This window comes from Ruegeria sp. AG1 (assembly GCF_056541705.1).
This window is the reverse complement of the sequence record NZ_JBQFYU010000007.1, coordinates 214,937-237,807: the sequence shown is the minus strand read 5'-3', so window position 1 is coordinate 237,807 and position 22,871 is coordinate 214,937. Positions and strand designations below refer to the sequence as shown.

Below are 22,871 nucleotides of genomic sequence, written 5' to 3'. Positions count from 1 at the left end.
TAACATACACCCTCACATCCGAGCCTGCTGCGACCAGGATCGGCATTGTTTGCGCTGTTTGCGGCATTGCTGTGTGTTGGCGGTATTACGCCCGCGCCGGGGGACCATTGCGGCGAAGAAGATGAACAGGGGTGCCGTCGTGCTCGGCCTCGCGCATCACGACATAGCCCAGCTTTTTCGCCAGCTTCTGCGACGAGGCGTTGGCTGCGTTTACCATCGCCACCAATCGGCCCGGCATGATCCGATCAAACCAATCATGGGCGGCCTGAGCGGCCTCATATCCGAGACCCAGCCCCTGAGCTTCGGGGGCCAGAACCCAACCGGCTTCGGGATAAGTGTCGAAATCCTCGCCCATTGCACGGTTTCCATAGAAGAAACCAGCCTGACCGATCAGCTTGCGATTCGATTGCTGCAGCACACCCCATTGCCCGAACCCGGCCATCTGCCAATGCCCTGCATTGCGCAGAAACGAGTCCCAGGCCTCACCGCGCGACCGCGGGGTGCCACCGATATGGCGCGTTACACACGGGTCGCGCCAGATCTCGGCGAACCGTTCAAAATCCTCAGGGCGCATCGCACAGAGTGTCAGACGCGCCGTATTTATCATCGGGGTGGATCTTATCATGTCCTGCCCACCTTGAATTGTGCCTCAGTGGAAACAGTGCGAATCGAAATCGCCTCGTGCAACCCTGAATTTAACGCAGGCACAAAAAAGCGGCGCCTCCGTTGCCCGGAAGCGCCGCTTTTCTATCAGTACGATACGCTTAGGACGCTTCGCTGATGAATTTGACGGCGTCGCCAAAGGTCTGGATGGTCTCGGCTGCGTCATCGGGAATCTCGATGCCGAACTCTTCTTCGAAGGCCATGACCAGTTCAACGGTGTCCAGGCTGTCTGCGCCCAGGTCGTCGATGAACGAAGCGTTTTCCGCTACTTTGTCTTCTTCAACACCCAGGTGTTCAACAACGATCTTCTTCACGCGATCTGCGACGTCGCTCATGTCTATTCCTCATTCTTTCTTCAGGGCGATCCGCCCGGTTCTGCCCTTGCCCGCTCGGGATGGACTTGTTTTGCCCGTTCCGGGCGGTTTGGCTCCCGGCTGTCCGGGAAAGTCGAGGGCCGACCAAAACGACCGGCCCCAGCATAGATGCGCCGCCTATAGCATAGTCAACGCGCAAGGCAAACGCTTTCGCATCGCCTTGGTTGCGGTCACAACATGGCCATGCCGCCGTTCACATGCAAGGTTGTTCCGGTCACGTATCCGGCCTCGGGGCTGGACAGGTACAGAACAGCGGCCGCGATTTCCTCAGGGTCGCCCATTCGACCAGCCGGAACTTTCAGCAACAAACCTTTTTTCTGCTCGTCCGTCAGCTTTTCCGTCATCGCCGTCGTGATAAAGCCAGGGGCCACTGCGTTCACCGTAATACCACGCGTTGCGACCTCATGCGCCAACGCTTTCGAGAACCCGATCATCCCCGCCTTGGAGGCCGCATAGTTCGCCTGCCCCGGATTGCCGATCGCAGCCACAACGGACGAGACATTCACGATCCGGCCCCAACGCGCCTTCATCATGCCGCGGATCACGCCTTTGCACAGCTTCATGGTCGAGGTCATGTTGACGTCAATCACGCTCTGCCATTCCTCGTCGGACATGCGCATGAACAAGTTGTCACGTGTGATACCCGCGTTGTTGACCAGGATATCGACCGAGCCCATCGCCTCGGCTGCCTGTTTTGGCAGGGCCTCGACGGCTTCGGAGTCGCTCAGGTTGCACGGCAGCACGTGGGCGCGTTCGCCCAGTTCGTCGGCCAGTTTCTGCAGCGGTTCAACCCGCGTGCCGGACAGACCGACCGAGGCACCCGCGCCGTGCAGAGCCCGCGCGATATCGCCTCCGATACCACCCGAAGCACCAGTGATCAGCGCGTTCTTACCTGTCAAATCAAACATTCTATTTCCCTCGTGAGGCGCCCCGAAGGCCGCGTTCTATGCTTACGATTCGGCCCGAACGGCCTTTTGAACATCCTCGGGCGTACCAACGGCCTTGCCTGCAATTGCCCGGTCAATTTTGCGGATCATACCCGACAGAGCCTTACCCGCGCCAATTTCCCATGTCTCGGTGACACCCTGCGCCGCCATGTATTGCACGCTTTCCCGCCAGCGGACCGATCCTGTGACCTGCTCGACCAGCAATTGGCGGATCAAATCGGGGGCTGTGACCGCCTCGGCCCGCACATTGGCGATCAGAGGAACGGCCGGTGCCTTGATCTCAACGGCGGCCAGTGCCTCGGCCATCACATCCGCAGCGGGTTGCATCAGCGCGCAATGGAACGGAGCGCTGACTGGCAGCATAACCGCACGCTTTGCGCCCTTTTCTTTGGCAATCTCAGCCGCGCGTTCCACGGCAGCTTTTGCGCCGGACACCACAACCTGAGTCGGGTCGTTGTCATTGGCCGCCTGACAAACCTCACCCTGCGCGGCCTCTTCAGCCACAGAGCGCACGGCATCAAGATCCAGCCCCAAGATCGCAGCCATCGCACCTTCGCCCACCGGCACGGCGCTTTGCATGGCTTGTCCACGGGTCCGCAACAGACGTGCGGTATCGGCCACCGACAACGCACCAGCTGCAGCAAGTGCGGAATACTCACCCAATGAATGCCCGGCCACAAAAGCGGCATCGGTGACCGAGACTCCTTCGGCCTCAAGCGAGCGCATCGCCGCCATCGAGGTCGCCATCAGCGCCGGTTGCGCGTTCTGCGTAAGGGTCAGATCGGCAATGTCGCCTTCCCAGATCAGCTGGCTCAGCTTTTCGCCAAGCGCGTCGTCCACCTCTTCAAAGATGGCCTGAGCTGCCGGGTATGCCTCGGCCAGAGCCTTGCCCATGCCGATGGTCTGGGCACCCTGCCCTGGGAAAACGAACGCGCGTGTCATTGCAACCTCTTGGATGACGTTAGGTTGCGGCGGGGTGTAAACCGTGTGAGGACGCGGCACAAGTAGGGCCTGCGCTCTGCATTCGGGCACCATATCTGTGCGCGGGTCGGGCTTGTGCCGAATCCGTCTGGCTTTAGGTTCAAGTCAGACAATCGAATCCGGAGCGTGCAAGAGATGCCCTCGACCAATACCTTTTCAAGCTATGGCAGCGTGACCAAAACCTTTCACTGGTTGACCGCTTTGCTGATCCTGACCGCCCTGCCCTTGGGCTGGTTTGCCAATGGTCTGGCGCATGCCATCTACGACCCGAACATCCCGACCAGCGAATCCGATATCGCGCGGGCCGCAACGCTGTTTTCCCTGCATAAAACGATCGGGGTCACCGTGTTCTTCGTGGCGCTGGCGCGTATCCTCTGGGCGCTGACCCAAACCAAACCCGGCCTGCTGAATGCGGACAACAAGCCCGAGGCTTTCGCCGCTGAGACCGTTCACTGGATGCTCTACGCTTCGCTTGTTCTGGTGCCCTTGACCGGCTGGATACACCACGCCGCGACCGAAGGCTTTGCATCCATTTGGTGGCCCTTCGGCCAAAACCTGCCCTTCGTGCCCAAATCCCTCTATTTGTCCGAGGTGACGGCAAACCTGCATTGGCTGTTCATCTGGGTTCTTGCCGGGTCGCTGGCGCTGCACATCGCGGGTGCGCTGAAACATCACGTCGTGGACAAGGACAGCACCCTGCGACGGATGCTGCCGGGACGAGCTGACGCGCCCGAACCTCCAACGCAACACCACTCACCCGTACCTGCATTTGCAGCCTTGGCCATCTGGGGTGCCGTTCTGGTCGGCGGCTGGTCCATCGGAGTGTTCGAGGATCACGCAAAAGGCGCCGTGGATGCGGCCGAGCTTGGCGATGTGCAATCCGACTGGAACGTCGAAGAAGGCACCCTTGCGATCACAATCTCGCAGTTGGGCAGCCCCGTCACTGGCAGCTTCGGCGAGTGGACGGCCGCAATCGCGTTTGAAGAACCCGCCCAACCGGGCCCTGCGGGATCGGTGGATGTGACCATCGCCATCGCGTCGCTCAGCCTCGGGACAGTCACGGACCAAGCCATGGGCGCTGATTTCTTCGACAGCGCGCAATTCCCAACGGCCCAGTTCAAAGCTGACCTGTTCAAGACAGATACAGGCTACGAGGCCCGAGGCCCCCTGACTATCCGAGACAAATCGGTGGACGTCATACTGCCCTTCTCCCTGCTACTCGAGGACGACACGGCAAGCATGTCCGGCACATTAGAACTGAACCGCATGGCGTTCGATGTGGGCACATCCCAACCGACCGAGGAGTCTCTGGGCTTCAACGTTACGGTCTCCGTTGACCTGACGGCGAAACGTTCTGAATAAAAAAGAAACCGCCGGGGGTTTTGGCCCCCGGCGGTTGTGATCCAAGGGATCCGCGCAGATTTACTCGGCTTTCTGAGCCTCGACAGAAATCTGCACCTGAACTTCATCGCTGACGAAGGGCGCGAACTGACCCAGGTCGAACTCGCTGCGCACCAGCGTCGTTGTGGCGTCGAAGCCGGCCCAAGGCTTGTTTGCCATCGGGTGGTTGTCAGCCTTGTTCAGCTTGGCATCCAGAACGACCGATTTGGTAACGCCGTTCATGGTCAGGTCACCGGTGATGTTTGCGGTGTTTTCGCCAGTCACTTCGATCGAGGTCGAGGTGAACGTAATCAGGTCCCCTTCGGCGGCGCCAAAGAAATCCTCGGTCATGAAGTGATCTTCACGCGGCTTCCAGCCTGTGAACATCTCTAAAACCGGCATAGAGACCGAAACGCTCGACGCGGCGGGGTCTTCCTGATCGAACATGATCTCGCCTTCAAAGCCCGAGAACATGCCGTAAGTGGTCGAGAAACCAAGGTGATCGTAGCTGAAAAGCACCTGGCTATGGCTAGAGTCCAGAACGTATTTTTCGGCGCTGGCGAAAGCAGTGGTTGCCGTAAGGGCAAGCGCGGCAGCAAGGAGGGTGGATTTCATGACTGTCTCCGGGTTTGTGGACTATACGCAAACATAGTGCGTTTGCTCGGAAACAAAAATGTGCTGCCTAAGGGCAGCACACAAGTCTTTTTGATTCACAATTTCTGTGCTTGGTTGAACAGAATAAATCTCAGGCGAAAATTGTTACACTTTGGCTAAGCTGACCCTTCAGCGCTCGGCTGACATCCGCCGATTGCAGAGGCAGTTTCATCAGCAGGCTGCCGTCGACATCGAACAACTGTACCTCGTCATCCTCGAACTTTGCGCCACCCAGGCTGTCATAACTACGACGCAGAACGGTCTGAGGGCGTCCGTTTTCATTCTTCTGCAGCACGCGCACCTCGCGGCGGATCGGATCAAAATAGGCATCCGGGCGGCTATCCATCACTTCGATCGTCAACAGGCTTACGCCAACGATCAGAAACACCATCGAGGCCACCATTTTGATCGGCCAAACCTCGGCCCCCAACATCGAACCGGGCATCAGCCACATCGAAAAGGCGGAAACGATCAGGAAGGCTCCGACGGCGCGCGCCAGAACCAGCCGCGCTTGCCAGTTCGCTTTGAACGTGATCATGACCGGAACGGAGTGCTCAAAGCTCGTACCCGTCGCTTTATTGTCGAGCGTATTTGTCTGAATCGCGGTCATAACATCCATACCCTTATTAAGGTTACCTTCGTAAGTCTGTGCTATCCGGTTATTTCCGGGTTGCTTATCAACTTCGGGGCGAAAAGCGTCAGGAATTGGGCGCAGCAGTGGAAATTGGGCGACTTCACAGAGGCATATGTGGCAGGGCTTGCCCCGCCCGCTCAAACGTGTATACGAGGCCATCCTTCGCAGGAGATATGAATCGCGCAGCCTCTCGTGGCAGGGTCGCGAAGGACCAGATGGCCCCGCCTTTGAAATGCGCCTTGATATAAACAGGAGTGCACATGCCACTGTATGAGCATGTAATGATCGCGCGTCAGGATCTGTCCAACGCGCAGGCAGAAAGCCTTGTCGAACATTTCGGCACCGTTCTGGCTGACAACGGCGGCAACGTCGTCGAAAGCGAGTACTGGGGCGTCAAGACGATGGCTTACAAGATCAATAAGAACCGCAAAGGCCACTACGCCTTCTTGAAAACCGATGCCCCCTCGGGTGCGGTTCAGGAAATGGAACGCCTGATGCGCCTGCATGACGACGTTATGCGCGTTCTGACCATCAAGGTCGACGAGCATGCCGAGGGCCCCTCGGTCCAGATGCAGAAGCGCGATGAGCGCGAAGGCCGCCGCGAGCGCCGCTGATCAACGCCTGACGAAAGGACATAAACCATGGCCGCAAAACCATTTTTCCGCCGCCGCAAGGTCTGCCCGTTCTCGGGTGAGAACGCGCCGAAAATCGACTACAAAGACACCCGTCTGCTGCAGCGCTACATCTCTGAGCGTGGCAAGATTGTACCTTCGCGCATCACCGCCGTTTCGGCGAAAAAGCAGCGTGAACTGGCCCGTGCTATCAAGCGCGCCCGCTTCCTCGCCCTGCTGCCCTACGCTGTGAAGTAAGGAGAGACTGATATGCAAGTTATCCTTCTGGAACGCGTTGCGAAACTGGGTCAAATGGGCGACGTCGTTGACGTTAAGCCCGGCTACGCCCGCAACTTCCTGCTGCCCCAAGGCAAAGCCCTGAGCGCGTCGAACGCCAACATCGCGTCGTTCGAAGCCCAGAAAGCACAGCTGGAAGCGCGCAACCTGGAAACCAAGAAAGAAGCTGAAGCGCTGGCTGAAAAGCTGGACGGTCAGCAGTTCATCGTGATTCGCTCGGCATCGGATGCTGGTGCTCTGTACGGTTCGGTCACGCCTCGTGACGCCGCAGACGCTGCGACCGAAGCAGGCTTCACCGTCGACAAGAAACAAGTCGTTCTGGTCGCTCCGATCAAAGAACTGGGCCTGCACGCAGTTGCAGTTCGCCTGCACCCCGAGGTTGAAGTCGAGATCAAGATGAACGTTGCTCGTTCGGAAGAAGAAGCCGAGCTGCAGGCATCGGGCAAATCGATTCAGGAACTGGCTGCTGAAGAAGAAGCCGCTGCTGAATTCGAAATCGCCGAACTGTTTGACGACATCGGCTCGGCCGCGTCGGAAGACGAAGATCTGGCGCCCGAGGCCGCTCCGACGGACGAAGACGAAGCCAAAGCCTGATCTGGCTGACGCAACAAGATTGAAGGGCTGCGCCACTCGCGCGGCCCTTTTTCGTATCGGAACCAGCAAAATTCAGCCAAATTTTAAAGCTAAGGTTGCGACAAGACCCGTGATCCATATGATCGCCGCCTGAAGTTCGGAGTAGTTTGATGGCCCTATTCTCACGTCGCAGCATTATCGCTTTCCTTGCGCTGTCTGCCCTCGCCGCGTGCAGCGGTGTCGATGTTTCACGCGGTGACCCTGATCCCTTCGATCCGCCACTCTACCCCAACGAAACGCCCGAGCTGAGGGCCTCTATCAACAAATGGGCCGATCACTACGAACTCCCCCGAGAGCTGGTCCACAAACTTGCAATACGCGAAAGCACGCACAGGCCATGGGCTGTAAACCGGCCGTATTACGGGCTTTTGCAGATCCTGCCCGCTACCGCACGTTCGATGGGATACAAGGGAAATGCCCAAGGTTTGCTGGACGCAGACACAAATCTTGAATACGCAGGCAAGTACTTGAAGGGTGCTTGGATGCTGGCAGACGGAGATCAAAAACGCGCGATTTTCCTTTACGCCAAAGGGTTTTACCCCGAAGCAAAGGCCCGCGGCATGCTTGTCGAAACAGGGCTACGACCCGCGCCCTAGGCCCTGAGCGCTGTTAGCAGTTTGGGCAAAATAGTGACAAAAATGCTCTATAGCCTGAAACAACACGCCAAAAGCTTAGACATTTCCTGCATTGACTTGTCATGTTTTGAATTATGTGATGTCCTGATTGCCGTGAGGTAAGTTGGGTTCCACTCTAGGTAAATTGCAAGTCCGGCCACACCACCGGATTTCAAGATAAGCCGCAGGTCGTAGGCGAAAGATGGAGATCGTTGATCTGAGCACTCTGCCGGACTCGGAAACTCGGTACACCGAGTTTCTGAAGCAGGTGTGCGAAAAACACGATATGGATCACGCCGCCTACGCTGGGATGAACCCCGCTGCGGGCAAAGTTGCTGGCTTCGTTACCTACGATGATGCCTGGAACGAGCACTATCAAAAGCAGGGTCTGGTCATGATTGACCCGACACTTCACATGGCAAAGCGCAGCATCGCCCCCGTTGATTGGAGCCGCTTAGAACGCAGCCCTGACTTCCAACGCGTTTTCCGCGACGCACATGATTTTGGTTTGTCTAATCAAGGCGTTACAATACCGGTTCGCGGCCCTTACGGGGATATCGGGTTCCTGAGCGCGACGCGGGATTGCTCCAAAGAAGAATGGCGCAAGCTGTATACCCATGTGATCAGCGATCTGCAGTCCATGGCCGTGCATATCCATGACAACGTGGTGACCTCGGATGAGCTGACAGGTGCGCTTTATCACCCGAACCTCTCGACCCGCGAGGCCGAGATCCTGCAATGGGTCGCGGCAGGGAAATCTCAGCAGGATATCGGCGACATTCTGTCGATCTCGCACCGCACGGTTGAGGTTCATCTGCGCTCCAGCCGCGAAAAACTCAGCGCTTTGACGACGCCTCAGGCCGTTGGGCGGGCGATCGCGATCGGGCTTATCACCCCGGGATAAACACAAAAATCACACAATTCGGTCAAAATACGGGAAACCCCCAATAGAAATCTCCCTTCAAACGAGTAACGATCGGTTTACCGAACAACCACTCGAAGGGGGAAACCATGATCATCGTAGTAGATGGGCTGAACAGACACCAATTCAGCGACGTCCTTGACGAAATGTTTGAACTGCGCGCGCGCGTTTTCGGCGAGCGCTTGGGCTGGGACGTCAAAATCGAAGACGGCAAGGAAATCGATGAATTCGATCATCTTGATCCTGCATACGTAATCGGACTCGACGACGGGGGGAATGTCGTCGCAGCCGTGCGTGCCCTGCAGACCACCGGACCGCACATGTTGTCGGACGTATTCTCGGCCATCCTTGACGGCGAACCTCCGATCCGCAGCGCGACAATGTGGGAATCCACCCGCTTCTGCGTCGACACCCAACGGCTGAATCGCGGCAAAGATAAGAACTCGGTATCTTACGCAACCTGTGAGCTTATGATCGGTTCGCTGGAATATGCGAAGAACGCCGGTATTCAGGACATCATAACTGTGATTGACCCAATCATGGATCGGGTGCTGAAACGGTCGAACTGTGCGCCCTATGACTATGTGGGTAAAACCGTGCCGATGGGCAAAGTCTCGGCCCTTGCCGCCCTTCTGGATTGCACCGATGAACGTATCGACGCCATTCGGGACTTTGCAGGCATCAAAACCGATGTCTTCCTGGAAGAAGACAAGGCGCTCGAGCTGTTCAACAGCAAGAAGCTGGTTGATCAGAACCCTGCAAATCGCGACCACAAACCGCTCACAGAGCTTGAGAAATACTTTGTGGAGCAGATGAACGCAGCGCGGACCGAGGCCGAACGGCAAGATGTTCTGAGGCTCATCGAGACGCTCTCCAACACCTTCACGCCAGAGCAGAAGACCGCTCTGCTACATACCCCCCGTGCTTTTGCTCATGAGGCCTGACCCCCTCACCTCATAGTACAAAGCCACCCTAGCGGAGTCGCCCTGATCAGGCGGCTCCGCTTCTATTTCGGCGCCCCGAAAGGGGGGAAGAGGATTATTCCTCTTCCAGTGCCTCAACGGCTTTTTGCAGGTCGTCTTTGCTGACTTCTTTGTCAGAGACCTGAGCCAGTTCGAACACGTAGTCGACGACCTTGTCTTCGAAAATCGGCGCGCGCAGCTGCTGCTGCATCTGTGCGTTCTGCTGAACGAACTCAAAGAACTGACGCTCTTGTCCAGGGTACTGACGCGCCTGGTTCATGATCGCTTGAGTCATCTCGGCGTCGGTGACTTCAACCTCGGCCTTCTGACCCAGCTCTGCCAGCAGCAGACCCAGACGCACGCGGCGTTCAGCCAGTTTGTTGTGCTCATCCGAAGGCTCGATCTCGCCGTGGTCGTGGCCTTCCACATCCGGGTTTTCCTCGTGGAACAGCTGGTGTGCGATTTGCTTGGCTTCGGCTTCAACCAGTGACGGAGGCAAATCGAACGACACTTTGGTGTCCAGCGCGTCCAGCAGGCCACGCTTCATGACAGCGCGCGCAGCACCGGCATATTCAGCTTCCAGACGCTCAGAGATCTGGCCCTTCAGAGCTTCCAGATCCTCGGCACCGAATTTGGTTGCCAGCTCGTCGTTGATCTCGGCTGCAACCGGCTCTTTCACTTCCTTGACAGTGCAGGTGAAGACAGCGTCTTTACCGGCCAGATGCTCGGCACCGTATTCCTCGGGGAAGGTAACGTTGACGTCTTTTTCTTCCTCGGCTTTCACGCCAACCAGTTGCTCTTCGAAACCGGGGATGAAGCTGTTGGAGCCCAGAACCAGCGGGTAGTCCTCGGCCGAGCCACCTTCGAATTCTTCGCCATCAACCTTGCCGACAAAGTCGAACACGATCTGGTCGCCGTCCTTGGCTTTCGAACCCTTGCGGCGCGCTTTGAAGTCCTGCGCGGTTTCGGCCAGGTTGTTCAGCGCTTCTTCAACGGCTGCGTCGTCTGCTTTGACGACCAGCTTTTCCAACTCAACCGATTTCAGGTCGACTTCCGGGATTTCAGGCAGCGCCTCATAGGACATCGCGACCTCGACATCGTCGCCTTCTTTCCAATCCTCGTTGGTCATCTTGACCTCGGGCTGCAGCGCAGGGCGGTCGCCGCTGTCTTCAAAGTGCTTGTTCATCGCACCGTCGATGGTTTCCTGCATGGCTTCGCCCAGCAGACGCTGGCCAAACTGCTTTTTCAGCAGCGCCATCGGCACCTTGCCTTTGCGGAAACCCTTCATTTCGACCTCGGGCTGCGCTTCGGTCAGTTTCTCGTTGACCTTGTCGTCCAGCTCGGCTGCGGTCACAACGATGTTGTAGCCGCGTTTCAGACCTTCGTTCAGCGTCTCGGTAACCTGCATTATGGTAGTCCCCATAGGATTCGGGGCGCGCAAAACGGCGCGCCGGGCAAATTTGACGCCTTCTATTTGCCCAGCCGCCCACGTGCAAGGGGGCAATGCCCGGATCACCCCGGTTTTACCGTCTTCAACAGCAAAAAAACGCCCCAGCTGGAACCGGAGCGTTTTGTGAAACATCTATCGCTGATCAGAACTGCCAGCGCGCGCCCAAGACCCAGGCTTCGTTCTTGTCGAACGACGTCCCATCTTCGAAATCGTGGTTGCGGTATTTCAGGTAGGCATCCGTGTTGATCGAGTCGATCCGCTGCACAACAGCGATACCCCATGCTTTGGTGTCCGACCCATCATTGTTGAAGTCTGACCCATCGTAGTAGTCGATGCCCACACCGGTTTTACCCCAGGCCACCCAGTCGCCCTCGTAGGCAATTTTTGCGTACCAGAAGCTTGGATCCGATGCGCCACTTGCGGTGTCGTCCCGCGACCCTGCAGCAGCGGTAAAGCTGAACCCGCTGGGCAGCAGAACCGAGGCAGACCCTATGGTATCCTTGCGCTCACCCGAAACATTGTCGAAATCTCGCACGGCATAGGCCACGCTGGCAGCAAACTCGACGCCACCGGCAAAGGTGTTGTTATACGCGATCGCAAAGTCGTAATACGTGTCATCGTCGCTGCTGGAGAGCGCGTTTTCACCATAGGCGACAGCTGCACTGAACCCGTTGAAGTCAGGCGTATCGTAGCGCACGCGCGTCCGGCGGCCACCGTCAAAGTTGCTGCTGGAGTCACCGACCGTAATGTCGCTGAGTACCCCATCGGTTCCGCGATAGAAGAAGCCCGAGTTTTCATCGTTGGTGAACGAATAGAGCGCCGTTCCAACATAAGACAAGTCCGTCTCAGCCGCCCCGTCCGAAGCCATGCTGCCCTGCCCCGCCGAGAACTTGCCGTAGCCGCCCTTCAGCGCGAAATCCACGTGACGGATATCTTCCCGCGTCCAACCGCTGAAATCCGTACCCAACTGGTTCCATTCGCTCGAGTTTGGCAGTCCTAGTCCGGTTTCGAGCCGAAACGTAAACTCGTTGTCGCCGTAGGGCTGCATAAGGCGCAAGCCGACACGGCTGTTGGACAGGTCGTTGTCCAGCAAACGTGTCTCGGTGTCTTGTCCGTCGTCAACTGAGATCAGCGCCGGGTTGAACTGTCCGTAGAGCTCTACATATCCGCCGCTATTGTTTTCGTATTTCAGCTCAGCCGCAGCTGGAATGGCCGTGGTCGCCGCCAAAAGCGCCGCAACAGACGAGGTTTTCAGGTTAAGGGTCATGTCACTCACCTTGAAATAGTTTGTTATTTGGTCTTGCTCACATGCTCACCACACCGAGCCGTTCCAATGGGGCGCGCCCTACGCCGAAAGAAGGTGACGAATCCGCAACAGAATACCTTGGCGCAATCAAGATAAGTTGTTTTAATTCAATCATCTAACTGCCTTCCCGCAAAAACAACGGGCTGCCCCCAAGAAAAATCCGATAGCTTCTCATGAGCGCAGCAAATAGCCGCTATGCGCACAGGGAAATTCCTGTAACGAACGCGCGATCAGATGTGATTTTCGCATCCCGATCGCGCAAGACGCACTTACATATTCATACACTTATAAACATCAGGCAAGACCTCAGGCAGGTCTTCAGCGATTAATCCAGGACCGAACCGACGCGCGCATTCCACGTGAAGCCACGCCGCCGTCTCCGCCGCGCCCATCGCGTCGAACCCCCGAGCCAATAATCCGGTGATGAAACCGGCTAACACATCCCCGGACCCGGCCGTCGCCAGCCAAGGGGCCGCGCGCTCATACTGCGCCGAATGAACCGAACACCGCCCGTCCGGGGCGGCGATCACTGTATCTGGCCCTTTGAACAGCACCACACAGCCCGCACGCTTTGCAGCCTCACGCGTTGCATCCACCTTAGAAAAGGCAGGACCACGGGTCGGTGGGGCGGAGAGCTTCTCGGCAATATCAGGAAACAGCCGCGCAAACTCGCCGCCGTGAGGCGTCAGAACACAAGCCACATGTAGCTGAGCGAACAAGGCCGAAGGGTCTTCGGAAAATGCCGTTAGCGCGTCCGCGTCCAACACCGTCGCGCGCTTCGCCGCGAGGGCAACAGGTAGCAGATCCGCCGCCCGCTCAACACCCATTCCAGGACCAAGACACACAGCGTTAAGTCGATGATCCGTCAGAATGTCGCGCAAGTCGTCGCCCCCCTCGACCCGCATCATCATCAAGGCCGTGATCTGAGAGGCCACCTCCATCTGCGCCGAGGGCGGCACACCCAATGTCACCAACCCTGCCCCAATCCGTAACGCCCCCCGCCCAGACAGTCGCGCGGCTCCAGTTTTTCCAAACCCACCCGTCAGAATCAAAGCATGCCCATGCGCGTATTTGTGGCCCGGTACACCTTTCCCTAGCTCCTCGCCAGACGGCTGCCGAACCGCCGTCACCACCTCGGACGCGCTCGGCTCACCCTTAAGCCCGATATCCTTGACGACCAGCTTCCCGCAATAGGACGCCCCATCCTCCAGCACATGCCCAAGTTTGCGCGAATGAAACGTGACCGTCAGGGCCGAGCGGGCACAGCGCCGGCCATGTGCCGGAAACGCACCCCCCAAAACCTTTCCTGAGTCTGAACAAAGCCCCGAGGGCAGATCAATCGCGACGGTCCGTGGTGGCACGATATCTGTACCGCGCCCCTTCCGCCGCAAAGCCCAGGCATCTGCTGCATCATCATGCGCCCAAAGGTGTTCCCAAAGCGCAGCATCGTCGATTGGCCGCGCCAACCCTGTCCCAAACAGCGCATCAATCGACACATCCGGATGGCGCAAGTCCTCATCCCCCAAATCCGCAGCCGCGCGTGTTGGTCCACCCCACCGCTCATAATTCGTCCGCGCGTCCTCAGGCAGTTTTGACGGGTCGCCAAACAAGACCACCTCAACCGCCCACCCCCGTTGTCGAAGCAGCCGCGCGACCACAAACCCGTCGCCCCCATTGTTCCCAGGCCCGCACAGCACCATGGCTCGCAAGGGATCCCCTTCATCTGGCCTAAAATATCCCGGGGAGCTCGAGGGGCTGGCCCCTCGATCCCTCAGCTCTGGCCATTCGTCGAAGATCGCGTCCACAACGCCCTGACCCGCGCGCTCCATCAGCTCCAGCCCGGTCACCTCGCCCGAGTCGATGGCCGCCCGTTCCAGCGCACCCATCTGCGCAGCCGTCAGCAAATCAACCATCTCAAATCCTCACGCGATTCAATTTCGATTACTTTTTGTGCAAACCGATCAAAATTTGACCATGCGCCTTTTTTCAATGCACCAGATCACGCCGAAGCGCGCAATCGGATTGCTGCATCCCTTTAGACGTGATCACTGCACCTCAGACAACCATGCAAGGTGAGCCGGAATGAAAAAGATCGAAGCGATCATCAAGCCGTTCAAACTGGACGAAGTGAAAGAGGCACTGCAGGACGTTGGTGTCCAGGGTCTCAGCGTGATCGAAGTCAAAGGCTTTGGCCGCCAGAAAGGTCACACCGAGCTGTATCGCGGCGCGGAATATGTCGTCGACTTTCTGCCCAAAGTAAAAGTTGAGGTCGTTTTGGACGACGATCAGGTTGACGCCGCGATCGAAGCCATCGTCTCGGCCGCGAAAACCGACAAGATCGGTGACGGCAAGATCTTTGTCTCGCCTGTCGAGCAAGCCATTCGCATTCGTACCGGCGAGACCGGTTCGGAAGCCCTGTAACACACCCATCTTCAACTCAGAGGAAACAAGAGAATGAGCAAGGACGCAGTTCTTCAGCTGATCAAGGAAGAAGGCGCAGAGTACGTCGACATCCGGTTCACCGACCCGCGCGGCAAACTTCAGCACGTAACCATCATGGCCGACCAGGTCGATGAAGACTTCCTGGAAGAAGGCTTCATGTTCGACGGTTCGTCAATTGCGGGCTGGAAGTCGATCGAAGCGTCGGACATGAAACTGATGCCTGACACCGAAAGCGCTTATGTCGACCCGTTCTATGCGGAAAAGACCATCTGCTTACACTGCTCGATTGTTGAGCCCGACACCGGCGAAGCCTATGAGCGTGACCCGCGCGGCACCGCTCAGAAAGCTGAAGCTTACCTGAAATCCTCGGGCATCGGTGATGTAGCCTACATGGGCCCAGAAGCCGAATTCTTCCTGTTCGATGACGTCCGTTTCTCGAACAGTATCAACAAGGTATCCTACGAAGTTGATGCAACCGACGCGTCGTGGAACACCGACACCGAGTACGAGATGGGCAACATGGGCCATCGTCCGGGCGTCAAGGGCGGTTACTTCCCTGTGAACCCCGTTGACGAAGCGCAAGACCTGCGCTCGGAAATGCTGTCGACCATGAAGCGTCTGGGCATGAAAGTGGACAAGCACCACCACGAGGTTGCGTCCTGTCAGCACGAGCTGGGCCTGATCTTTGACAGCCTGACTAAGCAAGCCGACGAGCTGCAGAAGTATAAATACGTCATCCACAACGTTGCACACGCCTACGGCAAATCGGCCACCTTCATGCCGAAGCCAATCGCTGGTGACAACGGCACCGGCATGCACGTGAACATGTCGATCTGGAAAGACGGCAAGCCTCTGTTCGCTGGCGACAAATACGCCGACCTGTCAGACGAAGCACTGTACTTCATTGGCGGTGTTTTGAAGCACGCGAAAACCCTGAACGCCTTCACCAACCCGTCGACCAACAGCTACAAGCGTCTGATCCCGGGCTTCGAAGCACCTGTTCTGCGCGCCTACTCGGCTCGTAACCGTTCGGGTTGTGTCCGTATTCCGTGGACCGAAAGCCCGAAAGCCAAGCGCGTCGAGGCTCGCTTCCCTGACCCAGCTGCGAACCCCTACCTGGCGTTTGCTGCACTGCTTATGGCTGGTCTGGACGGCATCAAGAACAAGATCGATCCGGGCGAAGCCATGGACAAGAACCTGTACGATCTGCCTGCTGAAGAACTGGCCGACATCCCGACCGTTTGCGGCTCGCTGCGTGAGGCTCTGGAAGCTCTGGCATCCGATCACGACTTCCTGCTGCAGGGCGACGTGTTCACCAAAGACCAGATCGACGGCTACATCGCACTGAAGATGGAAGAGGTCGAAACCTACGAGCACACACCGCACCCGGTAGAATACGGCATGTACTACAGCTGCTAAGCCGGTTGCAGACCTACCATTCCAAGGGCGTCCATTCGGGCGCCCTTGTCTCATCTGGTGTGATCTTTCAAACTGACAGTCAAAACAGGTTGGGAGAGAGCGCATGTCACCCGATGACCCGTTCGCGCAATTCACCGAATATGTGACCTCGGCGGAACAGCTGGAACGCATCACCGGCGCGCCATTGCCTCAGATCATCGCAAAGGAACTGTCGACTCTGGATCAGATGTGCCGGGACTTCATCGACAGGTCCACCTTCTGCCTGATCGCATCAGCCAACCCGGACGGTTATCTCGATATCTCGCCGCGTGGCGACCCAGAAGGGTTCGTGCATGTCATCTCGGACCAGATGCTCGCCATCCCCGATCGCCCCGGCAACAAGCGCGTCGATACCTTTCACAACGTTCTGAAGGACCCACGCGTTAGTGTGATCTTCTTCGTCCCCGGCAAGATGGAGACGCTGCGCCTTCGCGGTACGGCGCGTATCTGTGCCGATGAAACGCTCTTGAGGACCATGGCCATCAAAGGCAAAGCGCCCAAGTTGGCGCTACTGGTCCATGTCGAAACCGCTTTTGCCCACTGCCCTAAATGCGTCATCCGCTCCAACCTCTGGCAGCCGGAGAACTGGCCTGACTCCTCGGATCTGCCGAACATGAACGCGATGATGGTCAAACACGCCAAGATCGACAGAACGCCTGATGAATGGTTCGAAGACCTCAAGCAAGCTGGCGAGTTGGACCTGTATTAAACCCTTTGCGAAGCAAGGGCTGGCGTTTAGCCTTAATGCATATTGTATGAGGGAATTGACCTGATGTTGCGCATTCTAACCCTGACGCTCGCCCTGTCTGCACCGACGCTTGGTCTCGCGGCCCCCTGTGGGAACACCAGTGCCGGGTTCGAGGCCTGGAAAGCTGATTTTGCCAAGCAGGCCAAGAAATCCGGGGTAAAGAAGAAGGGTCTGCAAGCCCTAGCACAGACGCAATATGCGACCGGAACCATTGCCGCGGATCGCAACCAGAAAAGCTTCAAATACTCGCTGGATAAATTCATGCGCGTGCGCGGGGCCGATACCATCGTTGCGCAGGGACGCAAACGTAAGGCAAGAAACCCGGAATTCTATGCCGCGTTGGAACGCCAATATGGAGTTCCAGCAGGGGTTCTGATTGCCATTCACGGTATGGAAACCGGCTTTGGGGGTTTTATGGGCGACAGTCAGGTTGTGTCAGCAATAACCACTCTGGCCTATGATTGTCGCCGATCCGAGTTCTTCATTCCTCACGCAATTGGGGCACTGAAGCTGGTCGATCAAGGCAGTATTACCATGGCGACAAAAGGGGCAAAACATGGCGAGTTGGGCCATACTCAGTTTCTACCCGGAAACGCGCTGACCTATGGTGTCGATGCCACTGGGGACCGGCGTGTCGACTTCTACAACATGACGGACGCGCTGGCCTCAACCGCCAATTTCCTGCGCAAGAAAGGCTGGAAACCCGGTCGCGGCTACCAGCCGGGGCAACCCAATTTCAAGGTTATCCAGCAGTGGAACGCCGCCTCGGTCTACCAGCAATCTATCGCGATAATGGCCGCCCGAATCGATGGATAGCCTGGCCGCGATCCCGCCGCGCACCCCTCACAGTTCAGCCACAATATCGCCATAGTTGCACGGAAAAAGCCTCAATCGCTTGGTTTCCAAAGCGTAGTCAATCCATCTGAATTTCGATTTTTTTGTAATTTCGTCAAATTCTGCCCTACATCGCGCTTTAGAATGATGCCCAAGACGGTTTGCGACAAAGGAATGCGCAGTGACCAAAAAGCACAGCTATCATGGCGGCTTGCAGTTTGCAGGCGACACCGACGGCGCGGTCGAGCGTTTCGGAACAATTGTCGCTGCGACCTTAGAAGACTACGGCCACCTCGTTGAGCGCAAGGCCCTGCTAAGCAACACAGAGGCCAGTATCGTCTGCAGCCAGTATCTCGTTCGTTTGACGCTCGAGACCGAGGAGCTGCAGCCCGACGACCGGCATGAGCGCCTGGATCGTGCCGCCGGCCTGAAGACCTTGGTTAGGCCGTCTGCGTCGCGTCCTCGCAACCGTTTGGTTATCAACATCTCCCCAGTGTCCCCCTTGCTGGATGATTCCGAAATCTCGGAGCTGATGCTGGTCGTTATCCTGTATCGCATGGTCGACATCTGCTCATCCCAACGGGTGGAGTGGCTGTCGCCTCACACGGTTCTGACCGTCGAGCAATTCATGAGCGCCTTTGATACGCTCGCGCCGACCAAACCCAGAAATCGCAAACAGATCTTTCAGTCGGTCAGCGGACAGTTTGCAGGTTTGAACTTTCCAGAACCCGAAGAGTCCGAGATTGCCAAACCTACCCCCCGCCCCATCCAACTGACCGATGAGCAATTGCTGAGCATCGCCTTTCGCACCGAAGATGACCCGGTGGCGCAGGCAACGCCTGATCCGCAAGAGGACACTTCCGATCGTCCCAGCGACGCCCTACGGCTGAGCAGCTGGTGCCTGACGGGGGTCGTCGCCAGCATGTCCGCTCCGATTGCTGTGTCGATGGCCGCGGTCAACCTGATCCGAGGTGAGGATTTCCGCCTGAACACTCAGGTTCTGGTCTTTACCTTTGCCATCGTGGCGCTGAACGCCAGCAATGCATTTGCCGATGTCGCCACCGCGCTCGGCATGTAACCCAACTACCGAAGACCCTCCTTGGAGGCCCCGCCATCAGGCGGGGTTTTCCATTTCTGGCACCTGGTTTGCGGCCAGAACGTATGTATGGATCGAAAACACCACTGCCCGCGTTTCCGGCAGGCGCAGAAGGGTCTGACGTTCGCTACGCAAATATGGGGCGCGACCATGATCGCGGATTTCACGCCGATCGCTGGCACTACGGGGCTGGTGCAGCTCGGGGTCGTCGTACCAGAGGGCATTGAACCGCCAGAGCGGTCGCCCCGGTTGTATCCCGTCAAACAGGCGCTGCACACGACGAGCGATATTGTCATCATAGCTGTCCACGGGCACATGAATTCCAACCAACGGCCGCATGAACTTTTCACGCAAGAGCCAACTGGCCGGAAAGCACAGGATCGCACCGGTCAGAACATGCTCATTCCCGTGTTTCTGGAGGATGCAGAAGTCCTCTTGCACTAGATTGCACAGCGTATCCAACGGGTTTGCAAAATCAATCGGCACACGAACGCCATCCAAGCGCAACGCGCAGTCCGTCGCCTTTGGGTAGGTTTGACGCAGAACAAGCTGTAACAACTCCTGCGCGGCTGGCTCCGCCTCGGGGCACAGGGCCAGAACATCGTCCCGCTGGTTTTTTAACAGGGCTGCACGGTGCGCCATCTGCGCGGCGAAGGCATCGTCCTGGTGCAACCATTCCGCCATATCGGTGGGCTGAATGCCTGGCAAGGCACGGGTTTGGCTAGGGTCGTATGGGATACTGGACTGTAAAATGGCAACCATGCCATCCACTTATCATTAGCCTGACCGACTGTCGGCAAAAAAGCGACCAAGAATCCGTCGTATTCTTCTGGGACACCCCAGACAGAAGTTTGATACCTCTCGGGTGAACCAGCAGAGGCCAGTCATGAACCAGCACTACCGCGACACGCGTAAAATCGATCCTACCCGAGGCGCAACGCTCGGTGATGGTACGCCGAATGACAATGACCGAATCGAAATCGGGCCCACCCAACTTGCCTTTGAGGAATGGGCCGCAGCCGGACTGACCCTGCCCAACCTCGAGCGTATGCGGGAACATCGCTGGAAACGTCTGACTAAAGCGATCGTGGATCGTGGTTATGGCGGTCTGCTGATTTTTGACCCGCTCAACATCCGCTATGCAACCGACAGCACGAACATGCAGCTGTGGAACACGCACAACCCATTCCGCGCCGTTCTGCTGTGCGCTGACGGGTATATGGTGATCTGGGACTACAAGAACTCACCCTTCCTGTCCGAATTCAACCCGCTGGTGCGCGAACAGCGCTCGGGCGCGGATCTGTTCTATTTCGACCGGGGCGACAAAGTGGATGTCGCGGCGGATGTGTTCTCGAACGAGGTGCGGATCCTGATCGAGGAACATAGCGGCGGCAACAAACGTCTGGCCGTAGACAAGATCATGCTGCATGGTCTGCGCGCACTTGAGGCGCAGGGTTTCGAGGTAATGGAAGGCGAAGAGCTGACCGAGAAGACCCGCGCCATCAAAGGCCCGGATGAGATTCTGGCCATGCGCTGCGCCAGCCACGCCTGTGAAACAGCCGTGGCCGAGATGGAGAAATTCGCCCGCGCAAATGTTGGGGATGGCAAGACTTCGGAAGATGACATCTGGGCGGTTTTGCACGCCGAGAACATCCGTCGCGGTGGCGAGTGGATTGAAACCCGCCTGCTGGCCTCGGGCCAGCGCACCAATCCGTGGTTCCAGGAGTGCGGCCCACGCATCACCCAACAGAACGAGATCATCGCCTTTGATACCGATCTGGTCGGCTCTTACGGGATCTGCATCGACATCTCACGCACTTGGTGGATCGGGGACCAGAAGCCGCGCCCGGACATGATTTACGCCATGCAGCACGCGCATGAGCATATCGTGACCAACATGGAGATGCTGAAACCCGGCGTCATGATCCCTGAGCTTACCGCAAATGCGCACAAGCTGGATGACAAGTTCCAGGCCCAGAAATACGGCTGCCTGATGCATGGCGTCGGTCTGTGCGATGAATGGCCTTTGGTTGCCTATCCCGACAAAGCGGTCGAGGGTGCCTATGACTACGCGCTCGAACCTGGCATGGTCCTGTGCGTCGAGGCCGCTGTTGGTGAGGTCGGCGGGGACTTTTCGATCAAGCTGGAGGATCAGGTTCTGATCACCGAAGACGGTTATGAGAACCTGACCAAATACCCGTTTGATGCCCAATTGATGGGGCTGGAATAAGCACTCAGTCCGGCCAGGTCGAGCGCCGGACATTCCCGTGCCAATCCTCGGATGGAAGGGCGGCTTCGACACTGGTCGGGGTCGCCCTTTCCCAATTCTGGCCCAGTGAAAAGCCCAATACAGCGCTGAGCGCGATGAGGATCAGCAGATCAGCGCGGAGGTTATGCTGGCGTGGGGCGCATGCTGTATGTGTCATCTCGGTCTCCTTGTCTTGCTTGGTGTGACAACTGCAAGATGGGGGGAAGAGATCAATTATGAAAACGAATATTTGATGTGTGTATCATCACATTTCGTGAATACCGAAATATTCACTGGTTTTTGCTCACCTTCCCGTGACGCTTCCTACAATGGGGTTGAGACATCCGGCACAACTGCACACTATTGATCCCATACCGAAATCCAAGGAACTGCCATGCCCACCGAACGCATCACTTTTGCCGGTCACGACGGCGGTCGTCTGGCTGCGCGACTCGACCTGCCGGAAGGACCCGTCCTGGCGACCGCTCTGTTTGCGCATTGCTTCACCTGCTCAAAGGACATTCCTGCCGCGCGTCGGATCTCGGCCCGTTTGGCGGCAATGGGCATTGCCGTTTTGCGTTTTGATTTCACAGGGCTGGGCCATTCCGAGGGCGAGTTCGCAAACACAACCTTCACCTCGAATGTCGAAGACCTGATCGCGGCCGCGCACTACCTTGCCGGCCGAGACATGGCCCCTACGCTGCTGATCGGGCATTCCCTCGGGGGCGCCGCGGTTCTGCGCGCGCGGGCAGGCATTCCTTCGGTCAAGGCGGTGGTAACGCTTGGTGCGCCAGCCGATCCGGGACACGTCTCGCACCATTTCGAACAGGCCCTGCCCGAGATCGAACAAGAGGGCAGCGCCGAGGTTTCTCTGGGCGGTCGCCCCTTCCGCATCGGCAAGGCCTTTGTCGATGATATTTCGGAGGCTGCGCTGACCCCCTCGGTTGCCGACCTCAAGGCCGCGCTCTTGATCCTGCACGCGCCGCGGGATGAGACGGTGAGCATCGACAATGCCAGCACGCTCTTCATGGCGGCCAAACATCCCAAAAGCTTCGTGACGCTCGACGATGCCGATCACCTGATCACGCGGGCCAAAGACGCCGAATATGCCGCTGACGTTATTTCAGCATGGGTTTCGCGCTATATCGAACTCCGCCCACCTGCCCCGCCACCGGGCGCGCCTGAGGGTGTTGTCCGAGTGACCGAGGCCGATCCCAATGGCTTCCTGCAGGATATCCAGGCCGGACCGCGCCATCACGTCGTCGCGGATGAGCCCGTATCATACGGCGGCACGGATCGCGGTATGTCGCCCTACGGCTTTGTCTCGTCGGGGCTTGGGGCTTGCACGTCAATGACGATCCGCATGTATGCGCGGCGCAAGAAGTGGCCGCTGACCAGTGTGTCGGTCGACGTTTGTCACAACAAAGTCCACGCGCAGGATGCGGGGCTGAACGGCGATGCCAAGGTCGATCTGTTCCGCCGCAAGATTCGGCTTGAGGGGCCTCTGGATCAGGCCCAGCGCGACCGTCTTCTGGAAATCGCCGACAAATGCCCGGTGCATCGCACGTTGGAGGGTTCGGCACATATCACGACCGAACTCCTCCCCTGAGCCTGACG

Annotated in this window: 25 protein-coding genes; 14 read left to right on the top strand and 11 right to left on the bottom strand. The window is 57.7% G+C overall.

The window, feature by feature from the left end; translation table 11 throughout:
• Positions 1 to 85: 85 nt before the first annotated feature.
• From ACR0B5_RS12915 to fabD, 4 genes are all read right to left on the bottom strand, one after another.
• Positions 86 to 625 carry a GNAT family N-acetyltransferase gene (locus tag ACR0B5_RS12915; protein WP_480540914.1) on the bottom strand — a complete coding sequence of 180 codons (540 nt, stop codon included), beginning with the start codon at positions 623 to 625 and terminating at the stop codon, positions 86 to 88.
• Positions 626 to 764: 139 nt separating this feature from the next.
• Complete coding sequence (locus ACR0B5_RS12910; RefSeq protein WP_008756330.1) at positions 765 to 998, bottom strand: acyl carrier protein; 234 nt, start codon at positions 996 to 998, stop codon at positions 765 to 767.
• A gap of 209 nt (positions 999 to 1,207) precedes the next feature.
• Positions 1,208 to 1,945, bottom strand: a complete 738-nt coding sequence (gene fabG, locus ACR0B5_RS12905) for a 3-oxoacyl-[acyl-carrier-protein] reductase (protein ID WP_170374037.1) — start codon at positions 1,943 to 1,945, stop codon at positions 1,208 to 1,210.
• 42 nt (positions 1,946 to 1,987) lie between these two features.
• A complete protein-coding gene (gene fabD / locus ACR0B5_RS12900; protein ID WP_170553078.1) occupies positions 1,988 to 2,926 on the bottom strand; it encodes an ACP S-malonyltransferase in 939 nt (312 codons plus the stop codon).
• Positions 2,927 to 3,100: 174 nt separating this feature from the next.
• Between fabD and ACR0B5_RS12895 the strand changes: the two genes are divergently transcribed.
• Entirely contained in the window at positions 3,101 to 4,327 is a 1,227-nt protein-coding gene (locus ACR0B5_RS12895) for a cytochrome b/b6 domain-containing protein (protein WP_480540912.1), read from the top strand.
• 60 nt (positions 4,328 to 4,387) lie between these two features.
• On the opposite strand, the gene ACR0B5_RS12890 is transcribed toward ACR0B5_RS12895, so the two are convergent.
• Positions 4,388 to 4,960: a YceI family protein gene (locus ACR0B5_RS12890; protein ID WP_170374040.1), complete on the bottom strand. Its 573-nt coding sequence runs from the start codon at positions 4,958 to 4,960 to the stop codon at positions 4,388 to 4,390.
• Between the two features lie 130 nt (positions 4,961 to 5,090).
• Entirely contained in the window at positions 5,091 to 5,609 is a 519-nt protein-coding gene (locus ACR0B5_RS12885) for a hypothetical protein (RefSeq protein WP_170553073.1), read from the bottom strand.
• A 284-nt stretch (positions 5,610 to 5,893) separates the two neighbouring features.
• Here ACR0B5_RS12885 and rpsF point away from each other — a divergent pair, with 284 nt between their 5' ends.
• From rpsF to ACR0B5_RS12855, 6 genes are all read left to right on the top strand, one after another.
• Entirely contained in the window at positions 5,894 to 6,247 is a 354-nt protein-coding gene (rpsF, locus tag ACR0B5_RS12880) for a 30S ribosomal protein S6 (protein ID WP_068332653.1), read from the top strand.
• A 27-nt stretch (positions 6,248 to 6,274) separates the two neighbouring features.
• Positions 6,275 to 6,502 (top strand): 30S ribosomal protein S18, encoded by a 228-nt coding sequence (gene rpsR / locus ACR0B5_RS12875; protein ID WP_005608650.1) that lies wholly within the window; start codon positions 6,275 to 6,277, stop codon positions 6,500 to 6,502.
• 12 nt (positions 6,503 to 6,514) lie between these two features.
• Positions 6,515 to 7,135 carry a 50S ribosomal protein L9 gene (rplI, locus tag ACR0B5_RS12870; protein ID WP_480540909.1) on the top strand — a complete coding sequence of 207 codons (621 nt, stop codon included), beginning with the start codon at positions 6,515 to 6,517 and terminating at the stop codon, positions 7,133 to 7,135.
• A gap of 149 nt (positions 7,136 to 7,284) precedes the next feature.
• Entirely contained in the window at positions 7,285 to 7,770 is a 486-nt protein-coding gene (locus ACR0B5_RS12865; RefSeq protein ID WP_480540907.1) for a transglycosylase SLT domain-containing protein, read from the top strand.
• 220 nt (positions 7,771 to 7,990) lie between these two features.
• Positions 7,991 to 8,692, top strand: coding sequence for an autoinducer binding domain-containing protein (locus ACR0B5_RS12860; protein WP_170374044.1), 702 nt, complete (start codon positions 7,991 to 7,993; stop codon positions 8,690 to 8,692).
• Between the two features lie 107 nt (positions 8,693 to 8,799).
• The gene (locus tag ACR0B5_RS12855; protein ID WP_480540905.1) at positions 8,800 to 9,654 is read left to right on the top strand and encodes an acyl-homoserine-lactone synthase; all 855 of its coding nucleotides are present in this window, start codon (positions 8,800 to 8,802) and stop codon (positions 9,652 to 9,654) included.
• Positions 9,655 to 9,748: 94 nt separating this feature from the next.
• On the opposite strand, the gene tig is transcribed toward ACR0B5_RS12855, so the two are convergent.
• The 3 genes from tig to ACR0B5_RS12840 all read right to left on the bottom strand — a co-directional run bounded on the left by tig (position 9,749) and on the right by ACR0B5_RS12840 (position 14,341).
• Entirely contained in the window at positions 9,749 to 11,080 is a 1,332-nt protein-coding gene (gene tig, locus ACR0B5_RS12850) for a trigger factor (protein WP_480541028.1), read from the bottom strand.
• A 184-nt stretch (positions 11,081 to 11,264) separates the two neighbouring features.
• A complete protein-coding gene (locus ACR0B5_RS12845; RefSeq protein WP_170553061.1) occupies positions 11,265 to 12,389 on the bottom strand; it encodes a porin in 1,125 nt (374 codons plus the stop codon).
• A 308-nt stretch (positions 12,390 to 12,697) separates the two neighbouring features.
• Positions 12,698 to 14,341 (bottom strand): NAD(P)H-hydrate dehydratase, encoded by a 1,644-nt coding sequence (locus ACR0B5_RS12840; protein WP_480540903.1) that lies wholly within the window; start codon positions 14,339 to 14,341, stop codon positions 12,698 to 12,700.
• Between the two features lie 169 nt (positions 14,342 to 14,510).
• On the opposite strand from ACR0B5_RS12840, the gene ACR0B5_RS12835 reads away from it, so the two are divergent.
• The 5 genes from ACR0B5_RS12835 to ACR0B5_RS12815 all read left to right on the top strand — a co-directional run bounded on the left by ACR0B5_RS12835 (position 14,511) and on the right by ACR0B5_RS12815 (position 18,988).
• Complete coding sequence (locus ACR0B5_RS12835; protein WP_170325301.1) at positions 14,511 to 14,849, top strand: P-II family nitrogen regulator; 339 nt, start codon at positions 14,511 to 14,513, stop codon at positions 14,847 to 14,849.
• Between the two features lie 33 nt (positions 14,850 to 14,882).
• The gene (glnA, locus tag ACR0B5_RS12830) at positions 14,883 to 16,289 is read left to right on the top strand and encodes a type I glutamate--ammonia ligase (protein ID WP_170374049.1); all 1,407 of its coding nucleotides are present in this window, start codon (positions 14,883 to 14,885) and stop codon (positions 16,287 to 16,289) included.
• A gap of 103 nt (positions 16,290 to 16,392) precedes the next feature.
• Positions 16,393 to 17,037, top strand: a complete 645-nt coding sequence (locus ACR0B5_RS12825) for an MSMEG_1061 family FMN-dependent PPOX-type flavoprotein (protein WP_480540900.1) — start codon at positions 16,393 to 16,395, stop codon at positions 17,035 to 17,037.
• A 63-nt stretch (positions 17,038 to 17,100) separates the two neighbouring features.
• Positions 17,101 to 17,892, top strand: coding sequence for a lytic murein transglycosylase (locus ACR0B5_RS12820; RefSeq protein ID WP_170553052.1), 792 nt, complete (start codon positions 17,101 to 17,103; stop codon positions 17,890 to 17,892).
• A 199-nt stretch (positions 17,893 to 18,091) separates the two neighbouring features.
• On the top strand, positions 18,092 to 18,988 hold the full coding sequence (locus tag ACR0B5_RS12815) for a hypothetical protein (RefSeq protein ID WP_480540898.1): 897 nt from the start codon (positions 18,092 to 18,094) through the stop codon (positions 18,986 to 18,988).
• A gap of 36 nt (positions 18,989 to 19,024) precedes the next feature.
• Here the strand turns inward: ACR0B5_RS12815 and ACR0B5_RS12810 are convergent, their stop codons facing one another.
• A complete protein-coding gene (locus ACR0B5_RS12810) occupies positions 19,025 to 19,768 on the bottom strand; it encodes a heme-dependent oxidative N-demethylase family protein (RefSeq protein WP_480540896.1) in 744 nt (247 codons plus the stop codon).
• Between the two features lie 124 nt (positions 19,769 to 19,892).
• On the opposite strand from ACR0B5_RS12810, the gene dddP reads away from it, so the two are divergent.
• Complete coding sequence (dddP, locus tag ACR0B5_RS12805; protein ID WP_480540894.1) at positions 19,893 to 21,236, top strand: dimethylsulfonioproprionate lyase DddP; 1,344 nt, start codon at positions 19,893 to 19,895, stop codon at positions 21,234 to 21,236.
• Positions 21,237 to 21,240: 4 nt separating this feature from the next.
• Here the strand turns inward: dddP and ACR0B5_RS12800 are convergent, their stop codons facing one another.
• Entirely contained in the window at positions 21,241 to 21,432 is a 192-nt protein-coding gene (locus ACR0B5_RS12800; protein WP_480540892.1) for a hypothetical protein, read from the bottom strand.
• A gap of 216 nt (positions 21,433 to 21,648) precedes the next feature.
• Here ACR0B5_RS12800 and ACR0B5_RS12795 point away from each other — a divergent pair, with 216 nt between their 5' ends.
• Positions 21,649 to 22,863 carry a bifunctional alpha/beta hydrolase/OsmC family protein gene (locus tag ACR0B5_RS12795; protein ID WP_480540890.1) on the top strand — a complete coding sequence of 405 codons (1,215 nt, stop codon included), beginning with the start codon at positions 21,649 to 21,651 and terminating at the stop codon, positions 22,861 to 22,863.
• The last annotated feature ends 8 nt before the right edge of the window (positions 22,864 to 22,871 follow it).

Bases quoted from the DNA above. Each gene is read 5' to 3' on its own strand.
- ACR0B5_RS12885 (WP_170553073.1), bottom strand. From the start codon at position 5,609: ATGACCGCGATTCAGACAAATACGCTCGACAATAAAGCGACGGGTACG.
- ACR0B5_RS12820 (WP_170553052.1), top strand. From the start codon at position 17,101: ATGTTGCGCATTCTAACCCTGACGCTCGCCCTGTCTGCACCGACGCTT.
- fabG (WP_170374037.1), bottom strand. From the start codon at position 1,945: ATGTTTGATTTGACAGGTAAGAACGCGCTGATCACTGGTGCTTCGGGT.
- rpsF (WP_068332653.1), top strand. From the start codon at position 5,894: ATGCCACTGTATGAGCATGTAATGATCGCGCGTCAGGATCTGTCCAAC.
- ACR0B5_RS12855 (WP_480540905.1), top strand. From the start codon at position 8,800: ATGATCATCGTAGTAGATGGGCTGAACAGACACCAATTCAGCGACGTC.
- dddP (WP_480540894.1), top strand. From the start codon at position 19,893: ATGAACCAGCACTACCGCGACACGCGTAAAATCGATCCTACCCGAGGC.
- tig (WP_480541028.1), bottom strand. From the start codon at position 11,080: ATGCAGGTTACCGAGACGCTGAACGAAGGTCTGAAACGCGGCTACAAC.
- ACR0B5_RS12795 (WP_480540890.1), top strand. From the start codon at position 21,649: ATGCCCACCGAACGCATCACTTTTGCCGGTCACGACGGCGGTCGTCTG.
- ACR0B5_RS12910 (WP_008756330.1), bottom strand. From the start codon at position 998: ATGAGCGACGTCGCAGATCGCGTGAAGAAGATCGTTGTTGAACACCTG.
- rpsR (WP_005608650.1), top strand. From the start codon at position 6,275: ATGGCCGCAAAACCATTTTTCCGCCGCCGCAAGGTCTGCCCGTTCTCG.
- ACR0B5_RS12895 (WP_480540912.1), top strand. From the start codon at position 3,101: ATGCCCTCGACCAATACCTTTTCAAGCTATGGCAGCGTGACCAAAACC.
- ACR0B5_RS12915 (WP_480540914.1), bottom strand. From the start codon at position 625: ATGATAAGATCCACCCCGATGATAAATACGGCGCGTCTGACACTCTGT.
- rplI (WP_480540909.1), top strand. From the start codon at position 6,515: ATGCAAGTTATCCTTCTGGAACGCGTTGCGAAACTGGGTCAAATGGGC.
- ACR0B5_RS12890 (WP_170374040.1), bottom strand. From the start codon at position 4,960: ATGAAATCCACCCTCCTTGCTGCCGCGCTTGCCCTTACGGCAACCACT.
- ACR0B5_RS12810 (WP_480540896.1), bottom strand. From the start codon at position 19,768: ATGGTTGCCATTTTACAGTCCAGTATCCCATACGACCCTAGCCAAACC.
- ACR0B5_RS12845 (WP_170553061.1), bottom strand. From the start codon at position 12,389: ATGACCCTTAACCTGAAAACCTCGTCTGTTGCGGCGCTTTTGGCGGCG.
- ACR0B5_RS12865 (WP_480540907.1), top strand. From the start codon at position 7,285: ATGGCCCTATTCTCACGTCGCAGCATTATCGCTTTCCTTGCGCTGTCT.
- ACR0B5_RS12840 (WP_480540903.1), bottom strand. From the start codon at position 14,341: ATGGTTGATTTGCTGACGGCTGCGCAGATGGGTGCGCTGGAACGGGCG.
- fabD (WP_170553078.1), bottom strand. From the start codon at position 2,926: ATGACACGCGCGTTCGTTTTCCCAGGGCAGGGTGCCCAGACCATCGGC.
- ACR0B5_RS12800 (WP_480540892.1), bottom strand. From the start codon at position 21,432: ATGACACATACAGCATGCGCCCCACGCCAGCATAACCTCCGCGCTGAT.
- ACR0B5_RS12835 (WP_170325301.1), top strand. From the start codon at position 14,511: ATGAAAAAGATCGAAGCGATCATCAAGCCGTTCAAACTGGACGAAGTG.
- glnA (WP_170374049.1), top strand. From the start codon at position 14,883: ATGAGCAAGGACGCAGTTCTTCAGCTGATCAAGGAAGAAGGCGCAGAG.
- ACR0B5_RS12825 (WP_480540900.1), top strand. From the start codon at position 16,393: ATGTCACCCGATGACCCGTTCGCGCAATTCACCGAATATGTGACCTCG.
- ACR0B5_RS12860 (WP_170374044.1), top strand. From the start codon at position 7,991: ATGGAGATCGTTGATCTGAGCACTCTGCCGGACTCGGAAACTCGGTAC.